Here is a 26,421-nt window from a genome sequence, read left to right on the forward strand (position 1 = left end):
ACACCCGAGGTAAGGTGCTGCATGACTACTCACTACACCCACTTGACCATCGAAGAGCGCGTAACGCTAATGATCATGCGTATGCAAGGCGCCTCGCTGCGAGCCATCGCCCAAGTTCTTGGGCGCCAACCCAGCACGCTGAGTCGAGAGGTGCGGCGCCAGTCGCAGCCTGGGCACTATGACGCCAGCACTGCCGGTGCTCGAGCCCGTGCCCTCAGACACGTCCCGAGGCGCAGCAAGCTTCTTGCCCCTGGTTCTGAACTGTTCCAGGTCGTACACAGCATGTTAGCCAAGGGCTGGTCTCCTCAGCAAATTGCCGCCAGACTCAAGGACTACTGGCCTGATAATCCTGAGCGGCATGTGAGTCACGAAACGATCTACCTGACAATCTATGCATACCCACGCGGCGAGCTTAAGCGTCAACTCATTGGTTACCTGCGCCAGGGCGGCAGCAAGCGGCGTACTCGCAGCACTGCGCCAGCTCGGCGCGAGCGCTATCCAGCTGAACAGAATATTCGCTACCGGCCTGAAGAGGTCGAAGGTCGACAAGTGCCAGGTCATTGGGAAAGCGACCTGATCATGGGCGCGAACAATCGCTCGGCAGTAGCGACGATGGTCGAGCGCACGAGCCGTTTCGTGATCCTGGCCAAGTTGGATGCGCCCACCGCAGACGCCGCGCTAGAGGGGATGACGCGAGAACTTTCGCGGATGGCACCGGCGCTGCTGAAAACCATGACCCATGACCAAGGCAGCGAGATGGCCAAGCATCAAGAGCTGACAGCTCGTACGGGAATGAAGATCTACTTCGCTGACCCGCACAGCCCTTGGCAAAGAGGCAGCAACGAGAACACGAACGGCCTGCTCCGGCAGTACTTACCCAAGGGCACCGATTTGTCGCTGGTTAGCCAGGAGCGGCTGGACGAGATTGCCGACTTGCTCAACACCCGACCTCGTCAGACATTGGGCTGGAAATTCCCTGTTGAAGTGTTGACGGATCATCTGCAACTGCTGGCAACCAATCGGCTCAACATTATCAACTGACTGTTGCACTTGGAACCTGAGGCCGCCAAGCCTGGCTGTTCAGCGACACGCCCAAGGGTGCCGCCGCCAGTGCTCAGCTCTACAGTTTAGTCGAGACCGCCAAGATCAACGGCCAGGAGCCCTATACGTGGCTGCGCCACGTACTGGAGCGGCTGCCCCATGCGCAGTCGGTGGCAGATTATGAAGCGCTGTTGCCGTGGAACGGTTCACCGGAAATGCCACGTTAAACGATGGCCTCACCTTGCGGTAGGTGGGGTTCATGGATCGCTTACGTAGCGAACCCGTTGGCCCTTGGCTTCCTGGCGGCTGCCCGGCAGGCCACGGGCGGTGCGCATCAGGCGGGTGGTCTGGCCCTTGCCGTCGGTGTGGCTGAACACTTGGCCGTAGATGTTGTCAGTGAAAGTCTCCTTGATCTATTTCGGAAGAGCGATGCGTAGAACTTCACCGTCCGGCTTGTACTCCAGACAGGTGGTTTAGTTCGGCGCACCGGTCACTGATACCAGATACCGGCGCTCGTCGTAGCGATAGTAAGTGCTCTTACCAGAACAGCCTCGACGGAGACTTCCAATTGCGCCATCATACATCTTTATCAATCAAAACAATTAGAGACATAAAAGTTTATCACCCATAATAATATCTATCAACATAAGAGTCAGCCAAGTTCAAAATAAAATTCAATGAAACTATTGAAGTTGCCCCACTGCGGGCGGAGTCGCCCCGCTTTGAAAGCTTCCAACCTCTCACCAAGGGAAATTTCAAGCACCTCTCCAGTCCTGGAATTATAGTAATATCCACTTTCACCCTCAAAGCTATCCAGGGGTATGTAATCAAGACTCAGGCCTAGGGTGTCATGGGTGCGTTTCAGCGCGAGATCAAACTTGGTATTTTTAGAGAACCAACCAAGCTGATAGAGCTCATGTCCTCCCGAGGAAAATGTGGGGCCATCTTCAGCATGCAAGTAAAATTCAGCACAATCCGACCCTATATCAACTCCTAATTTAACTAGTTCAGCCTCGTAATCTGCGCTAGCATCATCATACCACCAGCCCTTTTGGCGGCAAAAATTTTTAACCTTATCCGATAGCATATTTGAATCATCCACAAGTTAATTTACTTGAACGAATATTTTTTTCCGCCTGCGCTCTCGACATCCAGTAACTTTCTCTGTCGCCATTAAAGATAGCGCGATCTACTGGATTATGTGGATGCTGCCCCGGCAGATGAGGGTGAAGCGCGTTTGTCCTTCCGTATGTCTGATGCGTATCTGCTGATAACTCAAAGAGCGAACCAAGTGCATCCTGTTTAGAATGATGCAAATTAAGCTGAGAGTAACTACCGTTTTTCACCACAAAAGGGCTTTTACCCTCCGACGCTAAATCAAGATTTGTTTTGATACCTTCGCGAGTATTAACTGGCAAGTCCCAGTCAATTTTCTGCTGAAAAACGGTGTGAGTGCTACCGGACGGAGCGGTGAACGTTGAGCTCGTGAAGAACCCTGCCAAGCCATAAGGGTCTATCCAGCTTATCGAGTTCACAGCATAACGATAGAGATTGAACCCTCCCGCCAATCCAATCGGATCTTGGGTAACAAACCGCCCTATACCGGCATCGTAGTATCTAAATGTATTGTAGATTAGATTTGATTCGTCATCAAAATATTGCCCCTGGAACCTCAGATTCTGCTCGACTTCATTGACCGCCAGTTGCTCAATCGCTCCCCATGACCGATAGGTCGCCTGCCAAACGATCTCGCCCTCGCTATTGGTCAGCTCGATCGGCGTACCGATCTGATCGGTATGGAAGTAATAAAGCTTTTGCTCCTCCCCTTCAGCCTGATCGACTCGCGCCAGCGGCGCATAGCTACCCGGCTCATACAGGTACAAACTGCTCTGTCCCGGCACCTCCTCCTGCAACATCCGCAGCCCTTGCCAAAGAAAGCGTTTCTGCTCGACCTTGCCATTGATCTCCGACTGCTTGGCCACCCGCCGTCCGAGGCTGTCGTACCGGTACTCGCCTCGGCTTTCCAGCTTGCCGTTAACCAACGTCTCCGCCCGCACCAGCCGGTTCTCGCAGTCATAGCTGAAGTGCTGCAGCTTGCTGTGCCCCGAGCGCTTCTCGATCAGGTTGCCCCACGGGTCGTAGCGATACTCCTGATCCCGCCACTGTTTGATCCGGTTGTCCTTGACCTTGTCGAACTGCCGCGCATTGAAGTCCAGGCGGTTGGCTGCCGGGTCGTAGCGGAACTCCTCGCTGCCGATCAACGAGCCGGTATCGCGGCTGCGCAACTGGCCATTGGCTTCGTATTCGTACTTGATCTCGCCGCGTAGCTTGTCGAGGGTACGCACCAGTTCACCGGCCGGGTCGTACTGGTAACGGCGATGGATCGGGTTGTAGGCGTGCTCGACCAGCAACGAGGTATTGATGCCGGTGTTGTGCACCTGCGAAAGCTTGTCGGCCGGCAAGGTCGAGGCAAACTGCCAGGCCTTGCGCCCCATGGCGTCATAACCGAAGCAACTGGTGAGCTTGCCTTGAGTGCGGTACACCTCACGGTGCAGGTCATCGCGCTCCATGTCACTGATGACCTGGCCGTCCAGGTTCAACTGGTGCAGGTGCCCACTGCCGTAGTACAGGTGGTTGACCTTGCGGCCATCCGGCAGGGTCAGCGTGGTTAGGTTGCTGAGTGGGTCGTACTCGTAGGCTAGCGTCCCATCGGGGGTGATTTCTTGGGTCAGCCGGCCGAGCAGATCGTAGGTGTACTCAAGCTTTTCTTCCGTGATCCCAAGCTGCTTGCCGATCTCGGTTGGTTGCCGCTCGATGCTCAGCAAGCGGTCACCGTCGTCGTATGCGAATGTCTGGCTCGCATCACGATTGATCTTGGCGACCAAGCGGCCAATGGCATCACGCTCGAACAGCGTATGGCGCTCTGGCCGTTCGGCATTGTCGCCATAGCCAATCTCATCCAGTCGTGTGAGATGGCCACCGACGTTGTAGCTGAAACGTCGGGTCAGGTTATCTACCCGCACTTCTTCGCTCAGCCGGTCCGAAGCGTCGTAGCCAAAGCTGTACGTGGCGTTGTTTTCGTTGACCAGCGCGGTCAGGCGAATGGCCTTGTCGTACTCGTAGCGAACCCGCTGGCCCTTGGCATCCTGACGGCTGCTCGGCAGGCCACGGGCCGTGCGCATCAGGCGGGTGGTCTGGCCCTTGCCGTCGGTGTGGCTGAGCACCTGACCGTAGACGTTGTAGGTGAAGGTTTCCGTGGTGCCGTCCGGGTGGCTGATGCGCAGCACTTCACCGTCGGGCTTGCGCTCCAGCGTGGTGGTCTGGTTTAGCGCGTCCGTTACCGCGACCAGGTGCTGGCGCTCGTCATAGCGGTAGTACGTGCTCTTGCCCGAGCAGTCCTGGTAGCGCTCGACCTGGGCCAGGGTGTTCCACCACAGGTACTTGGACTTGTAGGTCGCATCGATGATGGTGTGCGGCAGGCCGTCATCGCTGTTCAGGTACTCGGTCATCTGGCCGAGGGTATCGAATTCGGCGAGCAGGTTGCCCTTGTCGTCGTAACGCGCTCGCCAGGTGCTGCCATCCGGGTAGCTGACCTGGGTCACCAGCGTGGTCAGGTGGTGATATTCGTAGGTGGTCTTGCGGCCCAGCGGATCGGTCTCTTCGAGCAAGCGGGAGAATTCGTCGTACTTGAATTGCAGGCGGTTACCGTCCGGCAAGGTCAGGCCGACCATGTTCCCCTGCTCGTCCAGTTCGATGGCATAGCGTTCGCCACCGTAGTCGCGGCTGGCGACCACGCGGTGATCGGCGTTGTACTGCACTTCCAGCTCGCGGCCGAGCACGTCGGTGGCCCAGCTGGTGCGGCTATCGAGATCGTAGCGGAAGTGGTAGTGCTCGCCGTCGCTGGTCCAGTGTTCGACCACGCGTGGCTTGTCGCCCTGGGTTTGCCAACGGTAGTGGCAGCCCAGCCCCAGCGCGTTGCTGTGGGTCACCATCAGGCCGTCTGCGTAGCTGAAGCTGCGCACGGTGTCGCCGTTGCGGTTGATCACCGCGCTCAGCTGGCCGTGTTCGTCGTAGCGGTACTGGGTAAGCGTTTCCACCGCTTCGTTGTTCACCACGCGCTTGATGTCGGTCAGGCGACCCAGCGGGTTATCGTAGTGCAGGTGCACGCGGGTGCCGCCGGTGGCGCTGATGTCGGTCAGTGTGCCGTCGGGCGTGCGGGTGAAGTGCAGGAAGTGGCCGAGGACGTTCTCGATTCGCTGCAGCGGTACTTCGGTGTTGGTGTCTGGCACTTCGCCGAAGTAGAAGAACAGGTTATCGAGGGTCTGCAGGATGTAGTGGCCGCCCTCGGTGCACACCAGGTACACCTGCTCGTGCGGGTTGTAGATGCGCTGCCCCGGTTGCAGGGTCACGAACGGGACTTCGCGGCCCTGGTTGTCGGTGAGGTAGATGAATGCCCCCTGGCGGCGCAGGCTCTGCTCCCAGGGCAGCACCCAGCCGCGGCCGAGTACGCTGTCGACCGTCAGGTCGCTGGCGTAGAAGCGCGACCACTCGATCGGCATCAGGCCCGGCAGGCTGAAGTCGATTTCATCGGGGATCAGCTTGCGGCCCGTCGTGAGGTCGACGGGGTTGCCGACCAGGCCGCCGATAGCCTTGCGGGCCACGGGTTCGACCACGTAACGGCTGGCCACCTCACCGGCGACGAAGCCGGCCGTGAACTTCAGGGCGCAAGGCATGACGGCTTTCATGCCGGCCTGGGTACCCGCCTTGATCAGCTGGGCGATACCGCCTGCGGCACCGGCGATGGCCATCAGTACATCCACGGTGGTGCGCAGCCACTCCGGGACTTCATCGTCCACGGGCAGGTAACGGTAGGTGCCGCCGCCGATGATGACGTTGTCCGAACCACCGGAAATGGTGGCGCCGCAGGTCAGCTTGTCGCCCTTGCGCGCGGCGGCGACGCTGTTGATGAAGACGTTGGTCGAGCCTTCGGCAATCTGCACCGGCCCCGGGTGCTTGTCGCAGGCACCGATGCTTTTTTCGACGTGGGCGGCCTTGCGGCTGTTGATGAACACGTTGGGTGAGGCAGTGGTTATCGTCCCTGAGGGGGACGAGAACATACTGCCTATCGCCTCTCCGGCGGCAGTCAGCAAGCTGCCCCCGATGCCGGCTGCGAGGCCGGCCAGCAAGGCCACGCCGAACCCGCAGGTGAACGTGGCGATGGCCACCGTGGCCACCAGCGCAATCCCCAGGGCGGCCCCGATCAGGAAGCCCCCCAGCGCGCTGGTGTGCGATATCTCGTCGCCGAACCTGGCCGCTTCGAACATGAGGGGTTACTCCTGTTCGCCGGACTCGGCGCTGGTTTCGGACGGGGCACGCGGGGTGAAGCTGGCCAACAGGTTGTCCCAGTCCTGGTTCTGCTGGGCACTGAAGTCGGCCTGTGCAGTGGTGGAGAAGATCAGGGCACGCCCGGGGCTGATGATGAAGGCGGCCTGGCGCTGGTACAGCGGGCGGCCCTGGTTCATGTAATAGGCGTCGATCTGGATACCGGCAATGGGTGCGGTAACCGAGAGCGTGACGGCCTTGTTGCCCATGCGGGTGTAGCCGCGCAGCTTGGAGGTGAGCAGCTTGACCTGGCGATCGACATAGGCCTGCAGCGCTTCGTCCGGCAGCAAGGTGTCACGCGAGATGGTGATGCTCAAGGGTGCTGGAACACTGGCACCCAGGACAAACATGTTGACCGTGCGGTCCTCGAAACCTGCCGGCAGCGCAATGCCGCCTTCCTGTAGCTCGTAATCCATGCGATGAAAATTCCTGATAGCGAAAAAATCTGGGTCAGCCCTGCGCAAAGCCATCGAGCATGCGGTCGAACTCGGCCAGCCACTGGCTCAGGCCGGGCTTGCTGGGGTCGATCACGCTGGAGATATCCAGCCATTGCAGCGAATCGCTGCCGGCGATGGGCACCAGCGCGCCGACCAGGCGACCGTGCCGAGGCTCGTGGCCGGCATTGAAGTGAAAGTCCACGACCTTGGCCGGGCTCCCAGCCAGGAGGCAATCACGTTGGCGAATCACGCGCAGTTGCGGGTTCAATTCGCGCAAAGCCTCGACTGCGCTCTGGAACAGTTGCTCCAGCGGCTGCCTGGCGCGCACATCACGGCGGCGGATGCTGAGGCTGACCGGCTCGCCTTCATGCTCGAGGGTGGTCTGGATGTCGCGAAAACGAAAGCCGAGCGGAAACTGCAAGGAGAACCCTGCGAAGGTGAAAGCGCTGGCTACATCCTGCAACACGGCTGGCACCGGTTCCGGTTCCAGCTCGGACACAGGCTCGGGCACATGAGCCGCTTCCGCCAGACTGGCCAGCCGCGCAGACTCCTCTTGCGCTTCGCGCCTGGCAGAGATGCGGTCGTAGATCGAGGGCTTGTACATGAACCTTGCCTCAGTCGTTGATTCGCACTGCGGCGCCGGTGATCTGGGTGGTGTCGGTACTGGTGGTCACGATGACCTTGCCTTTGATCTCGATGCCTTCCGGGGTCAGCGTGATGCTGCTGTCGCCCACCTGCAGGATGATGTGCTGCTTGGCGGCCACCTGGATGAACTGGTTGTCGACTTGCAGGGTGTAGGAACCTTCGGTCACCTGCACCACGGTGTCTTTCTTGACCGTTTCGGTGTGCGTACCACCAACAGTAATCGAGCGGTTGTTCCCCACATCGTGGGTCTCATCCAGCTCGATCTCGGTATCCATGTTGCGCTCGGCATGCATGATGATCTGCTCGGCGCCGGCCTTGTCCTCGAAGCGGAAGAAGTTGGCGGTGCCGCCGTCGCCCTTCATCGACCGCGTCAGGAACCCACTCTGAGTCTTGTTCGCCGGCAGCGACCATGGCGGGGTGTTGGTGCTGTTGTACAGGCTGCCCATGATCAGCGGCCGGTCCGGGTTGCCGTCAAGGAACACCACCACCACCTCGTCGCCTACGCGTGGGATCTGGATGCTGCCGAAGCCACCGCTGGCACCGGATTGGGCGACACGTACCCAGCACGAGCTGTGGTCGTTGTACTTGCCATTGCGGTCCCAGTGGAACTGGATTTTCACCCGGCCCAGTTCGTCGGTGAAGATCTCCTCACCCGGTGGGCCGACGATGATCGCGGTCTGCGGGCCGGCAATGGTCGGTTTGGGCGTACTCAGCTGCGGGCGGAACGGGATCTTCTTGCGCACGCAACTGAAGGTGTTGAAATAGCTGGCCTGCTGGCCGGTAAGGTAGTTGTTGTGGCCTTCGCTTTCCACGCTCATCAGCAGGAACTGGCGGTCTTCTACCGGGCCTTGGTCGTGGATGTAGTGCTGCAGCAGCTCAAAGGTGTAGCCCGGCTTCATGGCCCGGCAGTTGCTGGCGCCTTCGAACTTTTTGCCGCGCAGCTCCAGCGCCTCAATGCGCAGGCGCAGCAGGGTTTCGCCTTCGTCATAGGTACCGTGGGTGTACTGGCCGGGGAAGTCGTAGATCTCGAAGTTCTCGACATCGCCCTGCTTGTTCACGCTGTTCAGCGCCACCGGCAGGCGGTTGTTCGGTTGGCGGTAGTCAAAGGTTTGCGTGGCCATCTTGCCGGATTGCAGTTGACGGTTGCCGCTCCACTGGGTGATGGAGTCGGCGGTCTCGGTGACCGAGGCGCTGTGGAAGCGGATTTGCGGTTGCTCGGGGATGGCCACCAGCGTGCTGGAGTCATCGCAGATGATCATGGTGTGGCCTTCGGCGGTGTGCTCGAAGTAGTAGAACATCCCCTCTTCCTCCAGCAGGCGCTGGACGAAGTTGAAGTCGGTTTCGCGGTACTGGGTAATGTAGGTGTAGCGCTTCTGTGGCCGGGTCAGGCGAAACTCGTGGCGGGAAAACGCCGGGCACAGCGCGAACACTTCGGTGACCACTTCCTCGACCGTGTTGCCCTGGAAGATCCGCGTGTCGAAGCGGTTCTTCAGCATCGAGAACCACGGGTTGAGGGTAGCGGTATAGCGCGCCATGCCGCCGTCGCTGCCGATGCTGGCAAAGCGTGTGAGGTAGCCGGTTATGTACCGCGGGCCGCCTTCGGCCAGTTCGATCTCGATGCTGACGTGCTGGCCCATCATGGATTTGAGCGGCACGCCGGAGTCTTCGCAGACCAGCAGCAGTTCGTAGTTGAACGCCCGCGACAGGGCTTCAGTGCCCTTGAAGGTTTCCAGCAGCAGCTCCTGCTCGGGGTTGGCCAGGTTGTGAAACTTGAACAGGCGGCGGTTCTGTGGCGACAGCAGCGCGGAGGCCAAGTCCATGATCATGCGAAATCTCCTTGAAAACACGGCCAGCACGCGCTTGCGATGCTCAGCTGCAACCCTGATCTTGCGGGCGTATTCTGCATGCGCGCATAACGCGCGTGCTTGCGGAATCATGCGACTGCCTGCACAGAGGAAAGTGCCATCATGCATTGAAATAAATGCGACAGGGTTCACATTCCCGAATGCCAGGCAGGCAGAAAGGCCCAAAGGAAACACCGGCAAAAGCTGCCCTGTCAACTCATTACAGGCCTAGGAAAACCGGGCAATACCGCCCTGCAAGGCAATGTCATATCGCCATCCTTCATCCTCCTCACTGGCGCCCGGAAGCGCCCCCGGCAATCGCCGAACGGCCCGTCGCAGAAGGTTTGAGGTGTCGATCAGCGCCCATGCCTGACAGCTCCCACTTGAACTGTCTCGCTACCTGACGCATCAACTCCACTGGCGGAGAAAAATGTTCATAACGTGGATTGGTTCAAATTTTTTGCCACTAGCCAATTCCGCCAAATGGCCATCGCGAACGCGGCCGTAATGGCACTTGCGGGATGCGGTCAGCCACAAAGCCGTGCAGCGATGCTCAATTGCCATCATTGCCGCGCACGCCTGTCATGAGAACAATGGGCTCTCCGCCGGACTTCGCCCCATCCTGAGGTCTGAAGCGACATGCTGCGCTCGCCGCCGAGCGCCGCCACTTCCATGGACAGTGAAGCGAAAATGGATCTTTTAGCCAACATCCCCAGTTGGGGAGACATCGAACGCAATCTCGAGCAGAAATTCAGCGAGCTCAACCAGAGCGTCGACAGCGGCCTGAACAGCGCCCATGAGGCCTGGGACGGTTTCAGCCGGCGAGTGAGCAATGGCGCCAACCAGGCCTATGGCTACCTCGGTGGCCAGCGTATCGACAACGTGCGCCAGGCCATGGCCCTGTCCTACCCGATCATTCAGGACAACCTCAAGCGCAAGTGGTCCTCGATAGGTATCGAGCAAATCCTGCCAGTGCTGCTGCAACTGGTCAAAGAGGTGTCGATGATCCTCGGTGGCAGTGTGGCGGTTGGCTCGCTCGCCGGTGGCGTGTCCGGGGCGTTCGCCTTTGGCGTCGGCGCGGCGCCGGGCGCGGTGGCCGGCGCCGGCATTGGCCTGCAGGTCGGCAACCTGATCCTCATGGGCCTGGGGCTGTCCGCCATCGCCGAGTATTTTTATCAGGGCTACCGGCCTGCCTGTCGACCCTTCAGCAAGGCATGGCCACGGCCTGGTTCGCCGAGGATGGCCTCAAGCCCGCTGGCCTGGACCCGAGCGGCGGCTCCGCGGCGCAGGCCCAGGAGCGTGTCGAGCGCGCTGCACGCCAGCTTGCTCGCGGGCAGGAGCAGTTGGTGCTGCTGTTACTGACAGCGATCGTCACCTACCTTACTCGGGGGCAGATGAAGGCCGGCGTCATGAGCAGCATGGAAAGCATTGCCGCCCGGAGCGCTCGGCTGCAGGCCGAGATCTCCAACAAGCAGCTGGCGGCCTGGTTGGCGAAGAATGAGCAGAAGCTGTTGGCGCAGCCGGAGTTGCAAGTTAAAGAACCATCTCCCATCAGCCAGGTCGAGCCAAAGAGCTTGCGAGAATTTTATGCGAAACAGGACCCTGACTTTGTAGCGCACGATCAACAACTAAAATATGCAGAGACTTTTGCACCCCGAGGCCTTAGCAACAAACAGATTAATGAGTATCTCGACAGCCCTGATGGTGAGCTATATCTGCAAAAGCTACGTGCCGCAGACCCCAAAGCATCAGACATGGACATTTTCAGCCGAGCCATCTCCCAGATAGGCTCGGGCAGTAACACTCCAAAACTGTCCATCATAGATTCGCCCCTCGTGAAAATCGTGCCAGTGGGACAAGAGGCAAGCCGTTACTCTCCATTTTTCACCACTATGGAGGAGCTGCAGTCTGCTGCGCAGGGAAGCCGAACCCTGGCTGATAGCCTAGGATTACCGCTGGGCAGTGAGGCTACAAAATATTCAATTTTTGAAATGACGCCACTTAAACCAACAGAGGTTTTTGTCAGCAAGATTGCGCCTACCACCGAATTTGGAGGTAACATTGACAGGGTGGGTGGCGCACTTCAATATCTTACCCCTAACCGTAATGAGTGGTCGGCCACCAAGCTCATAGGCACTATTGATAACTAGGATAGACAATGAACACGCACACACTGAAGGCTACCGCTGCAGCGCTTCGTGAAAAACTTGAGGCTCTCGAAGATCAAAATTCCGATGCGAAGCTGATGCTCAACACCCTACGCGGCCTCTTATTAAAAGCTGAAAATGGAAAAATTCATGCCCCCATGGAGGCTAGAGACATACCTGGTTACCGCTACTTACCGGAAACCAACTTACAGGACGATCGTAATCTCAGTCAGTTATTTGCAGAATTTTACATGGCATTGATTGATGGAGAGGAGTGGAGTTCCTTTAAGAAATTCCAAGCCAAAAATAAAAATCACGATTAGAAAAAGATGGAGCACATACAAGAAGCTTGCTCGAACGGGCAACTTGGCAGGACACCAATATACGAAGCAACCAGGATACTGCTGCCAACTTCTTCAAGTCACAGGGCTATAAGTCTGCCGATTACATCCCCCTGCTCATTGAGCCTCTGCATGATCACCGGAAAGAAATTGCGCGACTGACTATAGTCAAAGGTACGAACGGCGATCTTTCCGGATTGCAGTAGCTATAAGATTTCAACGATTTGTTCAGGCGGAAATCGCACTTTGCCAAGCTGCCAAAACCTGCAAGTACCTCGCCAACTAGGTCTTGTACCGTCTTACCCTGGAAGATTCGCGAGTCGAGAGAGCAAGTCAACATCACACTTCCTGGATAACTGGCGTCTAATATCGCTTATTTTCGGCTCTTGAGTGCAAAAACCCGAGCCAACCATGAAGCGTCACGTAACGCACGCACATATTCGATCTCAAGAAATGTGTATTGACGCGCCTCACGACGCTCGCGTTCTTTTAACGCCCTTAACGAAGCGATATTGGTGCGATTATAGAAGACCAAATACAGCGAAATGAAAACCATCACACACAGCACCACGGCCATAGAACTATTATAGTTCTTTATCGTCGGATACAGCAGACTACTCAACCCTGCACCAAGCCCGCCCACAACCCACGAATTGGCCTGCTCGGGTTCGAATACTTCTACCCGATCACCGCGTAACAGGAATGAACTCGCCTTGCTTCGATGCCCATAGGCCAATGCGAAAGCCAACGCAGTAAGAATGAGCGGCACGGCGCTGATCGCAAGCGCCGCTACGCCTCCCATTTTTGCTTGTTTGTACGTTATCGCCATTGACAGAACAAAGGCAAAAAGCGGCACGGCAGTCAAGCTGAAACAGAGACGTAAGGACGCAAAATCAGCAAATCGTTCCGAACGATAGGCGCATTTCACGCACCAGCAAAATGTAACAAAAGACGCTACAGCCATGGGCACAAAAACAATTTTCGGCGCCACCCCAAGTGTCAACACTGAAATCATAAGCGTCAAAAACCAGAAGGCCCAAATTCGCGCAAAAAACCGTTCGGTCGTAAACATTTAATTCAATCTTTCCCGGTCAGGTAAATGCATCCTGCATCAAGCTGGAGATCTCACAATGAAAACGCGCTTGGCCGGGAGCTGTCAAATGATGGCAATAAGCCAGATTGCCTCACCACGAGGACAAAAGCCGCGTGCAACAGGTGGATCATGGGCCTGTGTATCAGTAGACAATTTCTTGATTAATTACATCGGAATATGTCCTCCGGTTTGAGCTGCTGGAGGTCTGGAGTGTAGGCTCCCTACGCCTAGCCATGAGGCAGTAGATCGCGAATATCAGGGAGAATCGCCATGAGCGTGAGCGAAAGCCAACTCAGCCAGCTCGACCGGGAGATGGACCAGAATCACCGGGAAATGGTGATCATGTCCATTGAGGATTTTCACGCACAGGCCCAGTTTGCTCAGCAGGCACATGGCGCCACGCAATCGCCGCAAGTCTGTACGCGCACACAGGGCGATATGCTGACCGGCACCTGGCACGGCGTGAAATCCACCTACAACGGCCTGCCTCATACCTTCGTCAATACCACCTGGGGTGTGCCCGCGGCCATGGCCGCCTGGGACGCGAAAAACACCGCCAGTTTCATTCGCGACATGAACGGGTTGGGCACAAAAGTACGCTACACAGTGCGCAATGGTAAGCAGTACGTCGTTCTCACCGGCTACCCTGGCCTGCGCAAGACACTCAACGCGCCACGCTATGGCATCCAGAATGCCAAGCTCGTCAGCATGGGCATCGGCAAGTATGGAGTGCGCGGATCGTCCATCAAAGGATTCAAGCTTTCGTGCTACGTGGCGGTGGCCATTGAAGTCGCAGAATGGATATTTGCCGACGAGCACGTCATGAGCGACCTGTTTGGCGGCGTTGGCGTGGAACTGATCAAGGCCGGTATCGCCTCGGCACTCGGATACGCCGCGGCCTTGGCTGCTGGCGCCCTGTTCACTGCAGCCGCCGCACCAGTCATTGCCGGGGCGCTCGTGGTATTTGCCGTAGGCCTTGGATTGAACGCACTCGACAATCACTTCGGCATCAAGAATGCCGTTAAGGCGGGTTTACGCTATGCCGTGGATCATATCGAGGCCATTCACAAGACAATCACCGAGATCAAGCCGGACGACCTGCGTCGCTACGCTGAGGAAACCGCCGCCAACATCGCAGGCAGGATTGCCGACGAGCTTTACGATGAGGCCAAGTCGTGGGTCATCCGTAAGCTGCGCCCCGACGGGATAGACTTGCCTGCATGGCCAGACGCCCCCAGGCTGCCATCGATGCCCTCATTGCCATCGCTCCCAACGTTCAACCTGCCTAAGTTCTGAGAATGAATACACGCTCCTCACAAATTTCGCCCGGGCTTTCCCCCCTCAAGATGAGGCTGCTGGCCGTCGGCATGTTTATCGTATTGCTGCTGGTAGGGGCCGTCTCGCTTTATGCCTATACCAACTACCTGTTCCCGCTGTACGGCAGGTTGCTACGCGGCGCCCCGGTTGTGGAGACACCGTACCTCGCGTTCGGCCTGCTCATGGCCCCACCGGCACTCGCCATCCTGCTCGTTGGCAGTGCGATCTGCGCCTGGACCGGCAAGAAATTCGACCCGCCCCCTGCATCCTGGCTGCACCGCTTCCAGACGTTGATGTTCGGGATATCGATTAAAACACTGATCTATGTAGTACCTGCGGTGATGGTTCTGACTACGGGGGCTTTGCTGGCCAGGGGTTACACGCCCTGCTCGAAGCTGCTGATATCGGGTTCTGCCTGGCAGTTGTTCTGGGTCAATGATGACCGGGTGTGCTTCAAGCCGGATCACTACATCAACGACAACTGGCCATGCAAGGTTATCGACGGCAAGGACGTTTGCGTCCAGGTCGACGGGCGGTAAGTTGCCTACCTTGGCCAGGCTCAAAGTGAGTACGGCGGAAAACCGAAAAGGTAACAGTTGATAAGCCGCAGCGACCTGGAGACGGGGCGTACAGCGGCGCCCCTCCGGTCTACGCACACTCAGGCATTAAATGGACAAAGACACACTGAAAATTACAGCCAGAGCGCTTCGCGAAAAGCTTGAGATTCTCAAGGACCAGAATCCTGACGCCATGACCATGCTCAACCTACTTCGCGACCTTCTGCTGAAATCTGAGAACGGTGACATCCACACACCTTTAGAGGCGCGAGACATCCCTTGTTATCGCTATCTACCTGAAACAAACCTACGAGACGATCATGAGCTTAGCGAGGCTTTTGCCAAATTCTATATGGCGTTAATCAAGGGACAAGAGTGGAGTTCATTTAAAAAATTTAAAGCCAGAAGTAACACGCACGAATAGAACCTGACATTGCACCCTTATGGTTTTCATCACGAGGGCGGCGTGCAAGGGATGTGGTGCAGATGGCAATCGATCTTACCTTGCAGCGAAACACGGCCTGCCCACGCAATCCGCTCTACGGGATATCGAGCTCATCGCGCGGCGGCGCCAGCTCGAACAGCCGGCTCGCCAACCTACGAATATGCTGCGACCAGGCCACCTTGGCCACCCACTCCGACGGCATGCCCGATACCCCGTAGAGCGCCCCCGCAATCTGCCCTGCCGTTGCAGCGACACTGTCGGCATCATCGGCAAGGTTGGCAGCCAGCAGGATCGCATCCCTGAAATTGTTGGTATTCCAGACAGCCCAAAGCGCGGCTTCCAAGGTATCGACCACATACCCCGACGAGCGAATGTGTTCGCGGGATTTGTGCTTGTACTCCCCCGCATTGATGATCGTGGGTCTCGGCTGCAGCGGCCGCACCTTGGGTGCCAACGCCTCGACCTTGTCTGCGCCATTGAGCGCCAGGTGCAACTGGGCAGCGAACAGCTTGCAGCAATCCTGAACCTCGACGGCGCCATGGGTCACGCTGCTTTGGGTGACGCTCTCCCACCAGCTTGCCGAGAGCGAATGACGCCTGAAAATAGCCGTAGGCGCGAGGCGTATCAACGAACCATTGCCTGCGGTCGAGGCCTCGATATTGCCCATCCAGCCAAGCCCTTGGGCCTCCCACCCTTCCAGGGCACGGCGGGTGACATTGCCAATGTCGAAGCAGCGGCCATTGACGCTGTTTTCGCCGTGCCGATACCAGCGCACCAATGCATCGGCGAAGGTTGCGAAATCGAACTTGCCTTGGCTGGCGTAGGTGTCCGCCAGGCACAGGGCCATGCTGGTATCGTCGGTCCACTCACCAGGCGCCAGGCGGAAAGGACCACCGCCGACCATATCGCTGACATGCCCTTGATCACGCCGCTGGAACTCCAGGGTCGTGCCTACCGCATCACCAATCGCCAACCCCAGCAGTGCACCTTGCGCGCGGTCCAGCGCCTGGTCCGGTGACAACGTGCAGGGCCTGTCGCTCAGCCAGCCGGGCTTGATACGGGGCACCGGATTCCAGCGTGTAGCTCATGCGCTGCTGCAACTGCGGCGACCATTCGGGTTGCAGTTCGGCGTAACGCTGGGCGTACTCGCTCAGGACTGCATCTGGGCTTCTCAGATCGATCATGCTGATTCCTTGCTGTGGTTCGCGCTCATCCATGCGAGCATTCTGCGGAACATGCACGCTACTGGCAACGACATGCCCAGGCAGGTAGCCATGCCCAAGTGATGGCCGCTAACAACCCACCTCGAAGGTGCTTCTCAGCATGAAATTCAATGATACCTACACAAGCCGCGAGCACCGCTTTGCCCTCGGGATAGAACTGGCTTCGCAGCAGTGCTACCTGTCCATCCCAGTCAGCAATACCTTGGTCGATTACGAAGAGTATTACCGCATCGACAAGGCCCGATACGAGGCCTGGCTACAGGAACCTTCGGCAGCGCTGCCCATGGTTGTTCGATGCCGCCGCCGCGAACTGGACCACGCCCTGATGATGCAACCCGGCGCCCAGCGTGGCACGGCTGACCCGTGCATTTGCAACCTGACGGAGATCTCGGCGGTGTTGGCGCGAGCAGCAACCTTGCTGCTGCTCGATGGCGGCTACGCAAGCTGGGCCAATACCCTCCTGGGCTACCATTCACGGCTGCACAGCGATACCGAGCAGGTGCGCCTGAGCTTGTTCGCGATGCCTCGCGGCATGGGCACGCTCAGCGATGCCGTACTGTATGAAAACGGCGTGCTGTTGGTCGAGGCCACCGATGAATTACATGCATTGCTAGGGTGCTTGTGGGAGTGGGGAATCCAAGGTCGCATCGCCGGCGCAAAGTCGCTGTAGCAACCCATACGGACCCGCTTCGACGCGGCATATTCCGTCGCATTGCCATCACGAAATCACGCTGCGATGAAAGACAGGCATGAACGGCGTAGCACTGAAAAATGCGACCCAGATCACTTTTTGAAAAATTCTTTTCACGCCAGTTTTTACCGCGATCTTGACACCTTCCCCCCCTGATTTTGCGGGTCAAAGCCCCATTTTATGTGCTCGAAACCTGCGCGCAATGTCATGAAGCCATCATTGCGCCGCATCACAAAACAGGGAAAAAATCGCGCCCCTCACCGGAACTTCTTCCCCGGCGAGGTGCCCTACTCGGCATTGCTGGCAACACGATATTCATGTGCCAGCATTCAAATTGCCGCAGCCGAGTGGCGCGATTTTCAGGTCCACGCCATTGGCGTTTCAGGACGATCAAGCAGGCTCATGGACGATGCACCGACATTCGATGTCGAAGCACTGATCAAGCTGCGTAGCCAGACGCGGGCGATCTCCGATGCGCTGAAGGCGCAGGCGGCGGATTACCTTGCCACCGTGGCACCGCTGATCCGTCCGCAAACCCTGTTTGGCGAATACCTGCAAGGCGCCCAACGCAGCAGCGGGCGCGAAACCCAGGGCCACTTCCAGGCCCTGGTCGAACTCTACGAACGTATCGGCTCGGCCGCGCCGTTCCAGCTGGTCACCGAGCTGGAAGTACCGCTGAACCTGATCAGCACCACCCCCGCACTGTTCCCGCTGGAATACGACAAGACCCTGGAACACAGCGGCCAGGTCATCCGCATCACCAGCCCGACCCGCTGGGTGGTGGGCTTCCACGCCTTCGACCTGGCGCGGTTTCGCAATGTCATCAAAGACCCCAACCGCAGCAGCGCCGAGCTGTACCGCTTCGTGGTGCACTACCTGGTGCTGTTCTACTGCCTGAGCAAGTCGCCTGGCCTTGGCCGGCTGTTCGAGGGCCTGCGCTACGGCCTGAGCTTCGAGCGCCTGAAGGGCTTTGGCGACCTGCCGTTCTGCGTCATCAGCTCACCGGTACGCTCGGAACTTCCCGACGACTCGGTCATCCGCAGCAGCACGCAGATTGCCGGCAACACCAGCTTCGAAGAACTGGTAGGCCGCGACAACATTCTGGAAATGAACGACGAAATCCGTCAGCGCCTGCTGCTGACGATCGAAGGACTGTAACGCGCAGCGCCCGGCACCGGGCCGCGCAATGATTCGCAGCGAATTGCTCGCACTGGAGAACACGATGGCGAAGAAGGAAAGCACTCAGCACAAACTTGACCGCGTTCGCGCGCCTCGGGTCCATATCACCTACGACGTGGACATCGGCGATGCCATCGAGAAAAAAGAGCTGCCCTTCGTCGTCGGCGTACTGGGCGACTTTTCCGGCAACCCGCTGGAGCCGCTGCCCAAGCTCAAGGACCGCAAGTTCGTATTCATCGACCGCGACAACTTCAATGGCGTGCTCAAGGGCATCAAGCCACGCCTGACCTACCGCGTCGACAACACCCTGGCCAAGAACGGTACCCAGCTGGGCGTGGAGCTGAACTTCAACAGCCTCGAAGACTTCGAGCCACAGAACGTGGTCAAGCAGGTCGAGCCGCTGCGCAAGCTGCTGGAAGTGCGCAACAAACTGGCCGACCTGCGCAACAAGATGGGCGGCAACGACAAGCTCGAAGAGCTGCTGATGGACGTGCTGCAGAACACCGAAAAGCTCAAGACCTTGGGCAAGGAATTCGGCCGCGAAGCCGAAGTGAAAGACCCGTCCAGCGACGATCGCGCCTGAGCAGGAGCCCGAACATGACCGACAAGCAAACCGCACCGCAACAGGCCGGCGACCTGGTCGAAGTGGAAAACTTCGCACCACAGCCCTCGCTGCTCGACAGCATCATTTCGCAAAGCCGCGTGGCCCGCTCCGACACCGAGCGCAACCGCACCCGCGACCTGATTGGCGAACTGGTGAACCAGGTGCTCGAGGGTGAGATGACCCCGAGCAAGGACCTGATCGCCGTGCTCGATTCGCGTATCGCCGAAATCGACGCGATGCTCTCCGAGCAGATGAACGAGATCATGCACGCCCGCGAGTTCCAGCAGTTGGAAGCCTCCTGGCGCGGCCTGAAATACCAGGTAGACCAGACCGAGACCAGCACCACGCTGAAGATCCATCTGCTCAATGCCTCGAAGAAAGACCTGGTACGCGACCTGAAGGCCGCCAGCGAATTCGACCAGAGCGCGCTGTTCAAGAAGGTCTACGAAGAAGAGTACGGTACCTTCGGTGGTGCACCTTTCGGCATGTTGATCGGTGACTACGAGTTCAACCGCAACCCCGAAGACATGTACCTGCTCGAAGAGATCTCGCACGTCGCCGCGGCGGCGCACGCCCCGTTCATTTCGGCCGCCTCGTCCGAGCTGTTCGGCTGGGACTCGTTCACCGAGATGTCCGGCCCGCGTGACCTGGCGAAGATCTTCGACACTGTGGAATATGCCAAGTGGAAGTCGTTCCGCGCCTCGGAAGACTCGCGCTACGTCGGCCTCACCCTGCCCCACGTGCTCGGTCGCCTGCCGTATGGCCCGGATACCACCCCGGTGGAAGAATTCAACTTCGTCGAAAGCGTCGATGGCCGCGACCACAACAAGTACCTGTGGATGAACGCCGCCTACGCCCTCGGCACCCGCGTCACCGATGCCTTCGCCCGCTACGGCTGGTGCGTGGCCATCCGCGGCGTGGAAGGTGGCGGCCTGGTCGAAGGCCTGCCGACCCATACCTTCAAGACCGACGACGGCGAAATCGCCCTCAAGTGCCCGACCGAAATCGCCATCACCGACCGCCGCGAAAAAGAGCTGTCGGACCTGGGCTTCATCCCCCTGGTGCACTGCAAGGGCACCGACTATGCCGCGTTCTTCGGCACCCAGTCGGCGCAGAAACAGAAGCAGTACAACACCGACATCGCCAACGCCAACGCACGCCTGTCGGCCCAGCTGCAATACATCTTCGCCACTTCGCGCATCGCCCACTACATGAAGGCGATCATGCGCGACAAGATCGGCAGCTTTGCCTCGCGCATGGATGTCGAGCGCTTCCTCAACCAGTGGCTGGCCAGCTACGTGCTGCTCGACGACACCGCCAGCCAGGAGGCCAAGGCCAAGTTCCCGCTGCGCGAAGCCCGCGCCGAGGTGTTCGAAGTGCCCGGCAAGCCAGGCGTGTACAAGGCCGTGACCTACCTGCGCCCGCACTACCAGCTGGATGAACTGACCGCCTCGCTGCGGCTGGTTGCCGAGCTGCCACAGGGCGCGCGCGGCTGACAGGCCGTTGTGTACAGGGATGACACATGAGTAACCAGGCCCGCCTGCTGCCCTCGCTGCTCGACCGACTGCTGGACGACCGTCCCTACCAGTCGGCCGAGCCCGCAGCGCAGCGCACCTGCTCGCTGGCCGAGTACAAGGCAAGCATCGTCCGCGACCTCGAAGTGCTGGTGAACACCCGCCAGTCCCTGGTCGCCGAAGAGCTCGACGGCTTCAGCCAGCTCGGTGGTTCCATCCTTGAATACGGCATGCCGGACTTCATCAGCCGCAGCGTGCTCGACCCGCACGATCGTCGCCTGATCCAGCAACAGCTGGAGCGGGCGATCAGCACCGGAGACCGGCGCTTTCGCCGGGTCCGTGTTCAGCTGTTGGCCCAGCAGAACGGCCACCGCATGTTGACCTTCCGCGTGGACGCTGTGTTGCGTCTGCAGGACATCAGCCGCCAGGTGTCATTCGACGCCGTGCTGCAGGTCAACACCCAGGAATACAAAGTGCAGAACCTCAACTGATGCTCGACGAACTGCTGCCCTACTACGAACAGGAACTGTCGCACCTGCGCTTTCTCGGCCAGGAGTTTGCCGCGCAGTACCCGAAGATCGCTTCGCGGTTGCTGATCGAGGGCGACAACTGCGAAGACCCGCACACCGAGCGCCTGATCGAGGCGTTCTCGTTCCTGTCTGCGCGGGTGCACAAGAAGCTCGATGACGAGTTTCCGGAAATCGTCGAATCCTTCCTCGAGGTGCTGTACCCCCACTACCTGCGCCCTACTCCGTCGATGTCGATTGTCGAACTGAGCCTGGGCAGGCACGAGAAAGTCACCGAAGCCTACCGCGTGGCGCGCCATACCGAGATGCATGCCAATCCCGTGGAAGGCGTGGTGTGCAAGTTCCGCACCTGCTTCCCGGTAGAGCTGTGGCCGATTGCCGTGCAGCAGGCCTCGTTCACAGAAATGGAACGCTCGGCATTCAACGGGCACAGCGCCGACCTGGTCGCTCGTCTGCGCATCCGCCTGGCAGCCACTGGCGATGCCCTGTTCGGGCAGATGGACATGAACCGCCTGCGGTTCTTCCTCGACGGCGAAGCGACCCTGATGCTGCAGCTGTACGAACTGCTGTTCAACAACCTGGCCAAGGCCACGCTAAGCTTCGATGATCAGGGCCGCAGCCGCGAAGTGGCGCTGCCGGCCGACGCCCTGAAAGCCGTGGGCTACGCCCGTGACGAAGGCCTGGTGGATTACTCCGAACGCTCATTCCTGGGCTACCGCCTGCTGCACGAGTATTTCACCTTCCCCGACAAGTTCATGTTCTTCGACCTCAGTGGATTTGCCCGCATCCTGCAGGGCAAGGCCATCGAGCAGGTAGAGCTCAACTTCTATTTCTCCGACTACGACCTCAGCGAGCGCCTGGCGCGGCTGACCCAGAACATCGGGCGCAACAACTTCAAGCTCAACTGCACGCCGATCATCAACCTGTTCCGCCAGCAGGCCGAGCCGATCAAGCTGACCCACACCCAGCACGAATACCAGGTCACCCCTGACACACGGCTGCACAACGCGGCAGAAGTGGTATCGATCGACCGGGTACGGCGGGTGCGCAAACTCGGCGGCATCGACCAGGTCGCCACCTGCCAGCCGTTTTTCGAACCACGGGGCGAGCAAGACCCACACAGCAGTTTCTGGGTCGCGCGCCGGCGAAACCAGGGTGACGCCACTGCCATGAGCATCCGCGTGGTCGACCGCGATCTGGAGCTGATTGATGCCAGCAGCGACACCCTGAGCATCGGCCTTACCTGCAGCAACCGCGACGTGCCGCTGATGCTGCCGTTCGGCGGCGAACGGGGAGATTTCACCATTCCCGCCAACTCGGTGATCAAGGATATCCGCTGCCTGCGCAAGCCCACCGCCACGGTGCGTGTGCCCTTGGGCAAGGGCCTGATCTGGCGGTTGATCGCCCACTTGTCGCTGAACCACCTGTCCCTGGTGAGCCAAGGCCGCGAAGTGCTGCTGGAGCTGTTGTCGCTGTACAACTACCGCAATGTCTCCGCCATTCGCAAACAGATCAACGGCATCAAGGCGATCAGCAGCGAACCGGTGGTCGCGCGCATCGGCCACCCGCGGCCTAATTTCGTGCGCGGCGTCGGCATCACCCTGACCCTGGATGAAAGCCAGTTCATCGGCAGTGGCGTGTTTCTGTTCGGCAAGGTGCTGGACCACTTCTTCGGCCAGTACTGCTCGATGAACAGCTTCACCCAACTGACCCTGCGCACCCAACAACGAGAAAAGAGAGTCGTACAATGGCCAGCACGCACCGGCGATCAGCCCCTGGTCTGATCGATCAGGCCCGAGCCGAGCCGCACCGATTCGAATTCTTCCAATTGGTGCGCCTGCTCCGCCTGCATTACAGCCGCACCGGGCGCATGGACCTGGCGACCCGGCCGCACGAAGACCCGCTGCGTTTTCGTACCCAGCTGTCGCTGGCGTTCCCGGCCAGCGAGGTCAGCGACCTGCACTTCGAGCGCGAAGGCAAGGTGTCGCCGGCCGGCTTGCCGCTGTCGGAAGTGCAGGTCACCTTCATGGGCCTGGTCGGGCCGTCGGGCGTGCTGCCGCGCCCATACACCGAACTGCTGCTCGAGCGCCACGTGCAGTATCGCGACGATGCCGCCCATGCGTTTCTCGACATCTTCTCGCACCGCATGACCACGCTGTTCTACGAGGCCTGGCAAAAATACAAATTCCACATCGAGCACGAGCGCAATGGCACCTCGGGCTTCGATGGCTACCTGCTCAACCTGGTCGGCCTCGGACCGCGCGCCCAACAGCTGAAGTTTGAAGAACAGCCGTCAGCATTGCGCCGTGAGCTGTTCAGCTACTTTGCCGGCCTGCTCAGCCAGAAGCCGCGCAACGCGTTGAACCTTGAGCGAATGCTCGGCTTCTATTTCTCACTGCCGATCCACGTCAGGCAGTTCGCCGGGCGCTGGTTGCAGCTGCCGCCTGAACAGCGCACCCAGCTTGGGCGGCGCAACGCCCAGCTTGGCCACAGCGCTGTTGCTGGCAAGCGGATCTGGGACTACCAATCGTGCATCCGCATCGAGCTGGGCCCACTGAACCTGGCCGATTACCAGCGTTTTCAGCCTGGTACCGAGTGCTATCGCCGGCTGGTCGAGCTGGTGCGCTTCTATATAGGTGCCGGCCTGGACTTCGAAATCGCCCCGCGCCTCAAGCGCGAGGCGGTGCCACGTGCCCAACTGGGCCGTAGCGGCAATGTCGCCCTGGGCTGGCTGGGTTGGCTCAAACGCCCTGGTCGCGACGCGGAGCCTTCGCGTTGCGCCGTCTTCCACATTCCTTACGATGGGGTCGCCTTGTGAACCTGAAGTCTCTGTTCGCCAAGCTCAACGAAACCAGCCGCATGGCCACCGAAAGCGCGGCGGCCCTGTGCCTGTCGGAGCACCACTACGACGTGGAAGTGGAGCACCTGCTGCTGCAACTGCTCGACAACAACGACAGCGACCTGGCGCCGATCCTGCGCCACTACGAGGTCGTCGCCGAACGCCTGCAGGCGCAACTGGTCACCGCCCTGGGCACCTTCAAGAAAGGTAATACCCGCACCCCGGCGCTGTCGCCGCACATCACCCGCATGATCGAGCAAGCCTGGTTACTGGCCTCGATCGAGTACGGCGTAGGCCAGGTGCGCAGCGCCCACCTGCTGCAGGCTCTGCTCGACGATGCTGAACTGCGTCGCGTGGTGATCGCCTCGGCGCCGGAGCTGGAAAAAATCAACACCGATGACCTGCGCCTGAACCTTGCCGCGCTGGTGGAAGGTAGCGCCGAGTCCAGGCAGGCCAGCCCACTGGCCAGCCCAGCGGCGCCAGTGAGCACGTCGGGCAAGGCCAGCGGCAAGACCCCGGCGCTGGACCAGTACACGGTCAACCTTACCCAAAGCGCTCGCGAGGGCCGCATCGACCCGGTACTGGGCCGTGAGTTCGAAGTACGGCAGATGGTCGACATCCTCACCCGCCGCCGGCAGAACAATCCGATCCTCACGGGCGAAGCCGGGGTCGGCAAAACCGCCGTGGTCGAAGGCCTGGCGCTGCGCATTGCCCAGGGTGACGTGCCGGCGGTGCTCAAGGACGTTGCCCTGCACACCCTCGACCTGGGCCTGTTACAGGCCGGCGCCGGGGTCAAGGGCGAGTTCGAGAACCGCCTCAAGGCTGTGATCGAAGAGGTCAAGCGCAGTCTGCACCCGATCATCCTGTTCATCGACGAAGCCCACACCCTGATCGGCTCCGGCGGCCAGGCCGGGCAGAACGACGCCGCCAACCTGCTCAAACCGGCCCTGGCCCGTGGCGAGTTGCGCACCATCGCTGCCACTACCTGGGCCGAATACAAGAAGTACTTCGAGAAGGACGCCGCCCTCGCCCGCCGCTTCCAGGTGGTCAAAGTGGAAGAGCCCGACGAAGACAAAGCCATTCACATGCTGCGCGGCCTGCTTGGCAAGATGCGCGAGCACCACAAGGTGGCGGTGATGGACGAAGCGCTGGTTCAGGCGGTACGCCTGTCCAACCGCTACATCACCGGCCGCCAGCTGCCCGACAAGGCGGTCAGCGTGCTCGACACGGCCTGCGCGCGCATTGCCCTGGCGCAATCTTCGCTGCCCGGCGCACTGGAAGACTGCCGCCGGCAGATCGACAACCTGCAGGCGGAAATCGGCGTGCTCGGCCACGAAGCCGGCAAGGGGCACGACCATGCCCGCCGCCTGGAAGCGCTGCAGGCTGCCCTGCAGGCCGAGCAGCAGCAAGAACAGCAGCTCAATGCCCAGTGGCAGCAGGAGCTGGAACTGGTCGAACAGCTCAAGGCGCTGGACGCCGCCAACGATGCCGACGCCCAGCAGCTCAATGCCCTGCGTGCCGAGCTGGCTCGCGTGCAAGGCGACCAGCCACTGGTCCACGCGCTGGTCGACAGCGGCGCCATCGCCCAGGTCATCAGCGGCTGGACCGGCATCCCGCTGGGCAAGATGCTGCGTGACGAAATCGATACCGTGCAGCGCCTGCCAGCCCTGCTTGGTGAACGCGTGCTGGGCCAGGACCACGCCCTGCATGAGATCGGCAAGCGCATCAAGATTTCCCGAGCGCGCATGGAAGACCCGAACAAACCAATTGGCGTGTTCCTGCTGCTCGGCCCCAGCGGCGTCGGCAAGACCGAAACCGCCCTGGCCCTGGCCGACACCTTGTACGGCGGCGAGCGCAACCTGATCACCATCAACATGTCCGAGTACCAGGAAGCCCACACCGTGTCGAGCCTCAAGGGCTCGCCACCCGGCTATGTCGGCTACGGCGAAGGCGGCGTACTGACCGAGGCGGTGCGCCGCAAGCCGTACAGCGTGGTGTTGCTCGACGAGGTGGAAAAAGCCCACCCCGACGTGCTCGAACTGTTCTTCCAGGTGTTCGACAAGGGCGTGCTGGACGATGGCGAGGGCCGCGAGATCAATTTCCGCAACACGGTGATCATCCTCACCTCCAACACCGGCACCGAGCGCATCATGCAGACCTGCCTGAACGCCACCGAGCTGCCGACGCCCGAGGCGATCGTCGAGGACCTGCGCGACCAGCTCAACCACGTGTTCAAGCCGGCCTTCCTCGGTCGCCTGAGCATCGTGCCGTTCTACCCGGTGCAGGACCAGATTCTCGAGCGCATCGTCGCCCTCAAGCTCGAACGCATCGCCAAGCGCTTCGCCCGCAACCACCAGGCCGAGCTCAGCTATGACCAGGCACTGGTCAAGGCCATCGCCGCGCGCTGCACCGAGGTCGACAGCGGCGCACGCAACATCGACAACATCCTGTCCCAGACCCTGATGCCCGAACTCGCCCAGCGCGTGCTCGAGCGTATGGCCCAGGACGCGCCGATCCAGCACCTTGCGATCGAGCTGGGCAGCGATGGCGATTTCGCCTATCGCCTGGCCTGACCAGTACCCGGAGGTTTTGCCG

General features: G+C 59.8%; 21 protein-coding genes and 4 pseudogenes. 16 read left to right on the forward strand and 9 right to left on the reverse strand.

Features of this window, described 5'->3' with window-relative positions; genetic code table 11:
• The first annotated feature begins 21 nt into the window (after window positions 1-21).
• The gene (locus GST84_14650; GenBank protein ID XGB13495.1) at window positions 22-1,041 is read left to right on the forward strand and encodes an IS30 family transposase; all 1,020 of its coding nucleotides are present in this window, start codon (window positions 22-24) and stop codon (window positions 1,039-1,041) included.
• 20 nt (window positions 1,042-1,061) lie between these two features.
• Window positions 1,062-1,268: pseudogene (locus GST84_14655) on the forward strand (IS66 family transposase).
• Window positions 1,269-1,298: 30 nt separating this feature from the next.
• Here GST84_14655 and GST84_14660 read toward each other — a convergent pair.
• From GST84_14660 to tssI, 6 genes and pseudogenes are all read right to left on the reverse strand, one after another.
• Window positions 1,299-1,625 (reverse strand): annotated as a pseudogene (locus GST84_14660) (hypothetical protein).
• Between the two features lie 68 nt (window positions 1,626-1,693).
• A complete protein-coding gene (locus tag GST84_14665) occupies window positions 1,694-2,128 on the reverse strand; it encodes a hypothetical protein (protein ID XGB15781.1) in 435 nt (144 codons plus the stop codon).
• A gap of 7 nt (window positions 2,129-2,135) precedes the next feature.
• On the reverse strand, window positions 2,136-6,365 hold the full coding sequence (locus GST84_14670) for a type IV secretion protein Rhs (GenBank protein XGB13496.1): 4,230 nt from the start codon (window positions 6,363-6,365) through the stop codon (window positions 2,136-2,138).
• A gap of 6 nt (window positions 6,366-6,371) precedes the next feature.
• Window positions 6,372-6,839: a DcrB-related protein gene (locus tag GST84_14675; GenBank protein ID XGB13497.1), complete on the reverse strand. Its 468-nt coding sequence runs from the start codon at window positions 6,837-6,839 to the stop codon at window positions 6,372-6,374.
• 34 nt (window positions 6,840-6,873) lie between these two features.
• Window positions 6,874-7,464, reverse strand: coding sequence for a hypothetical protein (locus tag GST84_14680; GenBank protein ID XGB13498.1), 591 nt, complete (start codon window positions 7,462-7,464; stop codon window positions 6,874-6,876).
• A gap of 10 nt (window positions 7,465-7,474) precedes the next feature.
• A complete protein-coding gene (tssI, locus tag GST84_14685; GenBank protein XGB13499.1) occupies window positions 7,475-9,331 on the reverse strand; it encodes a type VI secretion system tip protein VgrG in 1,857 nt (618 codons plus the stop codon).
• Between the two features lie 708 nt (window positions 9,332-10,039).
• Here tssI and GST84_14690 point away from each other — a divergent pair.
• The 3 genes and pseudogenes from GST84_14690 (at window position 10,040) to GST84_14700 (ending at window position 12,043) form a co-directional block, all read left to right on the forward strand.
• Window positions 10,040-11,499 (forward strand): annotated as a pseudogene (locus GST84_14690) (hypothetical protein).
• Window positions 11,500-11,507: 8 nt separating this feature from the next.
• Complete coding sequence (locus GST84_14695) at window positions 11,508-11,819, forward strand: hypothetical protein (GenBank protein ID XGB13500.1); 312 nt, start codon at window positions 11,508-11,510, stop codon at window positions 11,817-11,819.
• A 26-nt stretch (window positions 11,820-11,845) separates the two neighbouring features.
• Window positions 11,846-12,043, forward strand: a complete 198-nt coding sequence (locus GST84_14700; GenBank protein ID XGB13501.1) for a hypothetical protein — start codon at window positions 11,846-11,848, stop codon at window positions 12,041-12,043.
• On the opposite strand, the gene GST84_14705 is transcribed toward GST84_14700, so the two are convergent.
• Together GST84_14705 and GST84_14710 are read right to left on the reverse strand one after the other, a co-directional pair.
• The gene (locus GST84_14705; GenBank protein XGB13502.1) at window positions 11,974-12,177 is read right to left on the reverse strand and encodes a hypothetical protein; all 204 of its coding nucleotides are present in this window, start codon (window positions 12,175-12,177) and stop codon (window positions 11,974-11,976) included. The two genes, GST84_14700 and GST84_14705, sit on opposite strands and share 70 nt — an antisense overlap.
• Before the next feature lie 33 nt (window positions 12,178-12,210).
• A complete protein-coding gene (locus GST84_14710; GenBank protein ID XGB13503.1) occupies window positions 12,211-12,909 on the reverse strand; it encodes a hypothetical protein in 699 nt (232 codons plus the stop codon).
• 291 nt (window positions 12,910-13,200) lie between these two features.
• Here GST84_14710 and GST84_14715 point away from each other — a divergent pair, with 291 nt between their 5' ends.
• The 3 genes from GST84_14715 (at window position 13,201) to GST84_14725 (ending at window position 15,228) form a co-directional block, all read left to right on the forward strand.
• Window positions 13,201-14,226: a hypothetical protein gene (locus tag GST84_14715; GenBank protein XGB13504.1), complete on the forward strand. Its 1,026-nt coding sequence runs from the start codon at window positions 13,201-13,203 to the stop codon at window positions 14,224-14,226.
• 50 nt (window positions 14,227-14,276) lie between these two features.
• Window positions 14,277-14,786, forward strand: coding sequence for a hypothetical protein (locus GST84_14720; GenBank protein XGB13505.1), 510 nt, complete (start codon window positions 14,277-14,279; stop codon window positions 14,784-14,786).
• Window positions 14,787-14,916: 130 nt separating this feature from the next.
• Complete coding sequence (locus GST84_14725) at window positions 14,917-15,228, forward strand: hypothetical protein (GenBank protein ID XGB13506.1); 312 nt, start codon at window positions 14,917-14,919, stop codon at window positions 15,226-15,228.
• Window positions 15,229-15,343: 115 nt separating this feature from the next.
• Here the strand turns inward: GST84_14725 and GST84_14730 are convergent.
• Window positions 15,344-16,466 (reverse strand): annotated as a pseudogene (locus tag GST84_14730) (ADP-ribosylglycohydrolase family protein).
• A gap of 106 nt (window positions 16,467-16,572) precedes the next feature.
• Between GST84_14730 and GST84_14735 the strand changes: the two are divergent.
• The 8 genes from GST84_14735 to tssH all read left to right on the forward strand — a co-directional run bounded on the left by GST84_14735 (window position 16,573) and on the right by tssH (window position 26,399).
• Complete coding sequence (locus tag GST84_14735; GenBank protein XGB13507.1) at window positions 16,573-17,142, forward strand: hypothetical protein; 570 nt, start codon at window positions 16,573-16,575, stop codon at window positions 17,140-17,142.
• 423 nt (window positions 17,143-17,565) lie between these two features.
• Window positions 17,566-18,321: a hypothetical protein gene (locus GST84_14740; protein XGB13508.1), complete on the forward strand. Its 756-nt coding sequence runs from the start codon at window positions 17,566-17,568 to the stop codon at window positions 18,319-18,321.
• A gap of 64 nt (window positions 18,322-18,385) precedes the next feature.
• Window positions 18,386-18,925, forward strand: a complete 540-nt coding sequence (gene tssB, locus GST84_14745; protein XGB13509.1) for a type VI secretion system contractile sheath small subunit — start codon at window positions 18,386-18,388, stop codon at window positions 18,923-18,925.
• Window positions 18,926-18,939: 14 nt separating this feature from the next.
• Window positions 18,940-20,442: a type VI secretion system contractile sheath large subunit gene (gene tssC, locus GST84_14750; protein ID XGB13510.1), complete on the forward strand. Its 1,503-nt coding sequence runs from the start codon at window positions 18,940-18,942 to the stop codon at window positions 20,440-20,442.
• Between the two features lie 26 nt (window positions 20,443-20,468).
• Window positions 20,469-20,951, forward strand: coding sequence for a type VI secretion system baseplate subunit TssE (gene tssE, locus GST84_14755; protein ID XGB13511.1), 483 nt, complete (start codon window positions 20,469-20,471; stop codon window positions 20,949-20,951).
• On the forward strand, window positions 20,951-22,771 hold the full coding sequence (tssF, locus tag GST84_14760) for a type VI secretion system baseplate subunit TssF (protein ID XGB13512.1): 1,821 nt from the start codon (window positions 20,951-20,953) through the stop codon (window positions 22,769-22,771). The genes tssE and tssF overlap by 1 nt, the downstream gene beginning before the upstream one ends.
• The gene (gene tssG, locus GST84_14765) at window positions 22,735-23,805 is read left to right on the forward strand and encodes a type VI secretion system baseplate subunit TssG (protein XGB13513.1); all 1,071 of its coding nucleotides are present in this window, start codon (window positions 22,735-22,737) and stop codon (window positions 23,803-23,805) included. The genes tssF and tssG overlap by 37 nt, the downstream gene beginning before the upstream one ends.
• A complete protein-coding gene (gene tssH / locus GST84_14770) occupies window positions 23,802-26,399 on the forward strand; it encodes a type VI secretion system ATPase TssH (GenBank protein ID XGB13514.1) in 2,598 nt (865 codons plus the stop codon). Before tssG ends, tssH begins: the two co-directional genes overlap by 4 nt.
• Window positions 26,400-26,421: the final 22 nt, after the last annotated feature.

Origin of the sequence: Pseudomonas putida, assembly GCA_041879295.1 — a bacterium.
GTDB classification, from domain to species: domain Bacteria; phylum Pseudomonadota; class Gammaproteobacteria; order Pseudomonadales; family Pseudomonadaceae; genus Aquipseudomonas; species Aquipseudomonas putida_Y.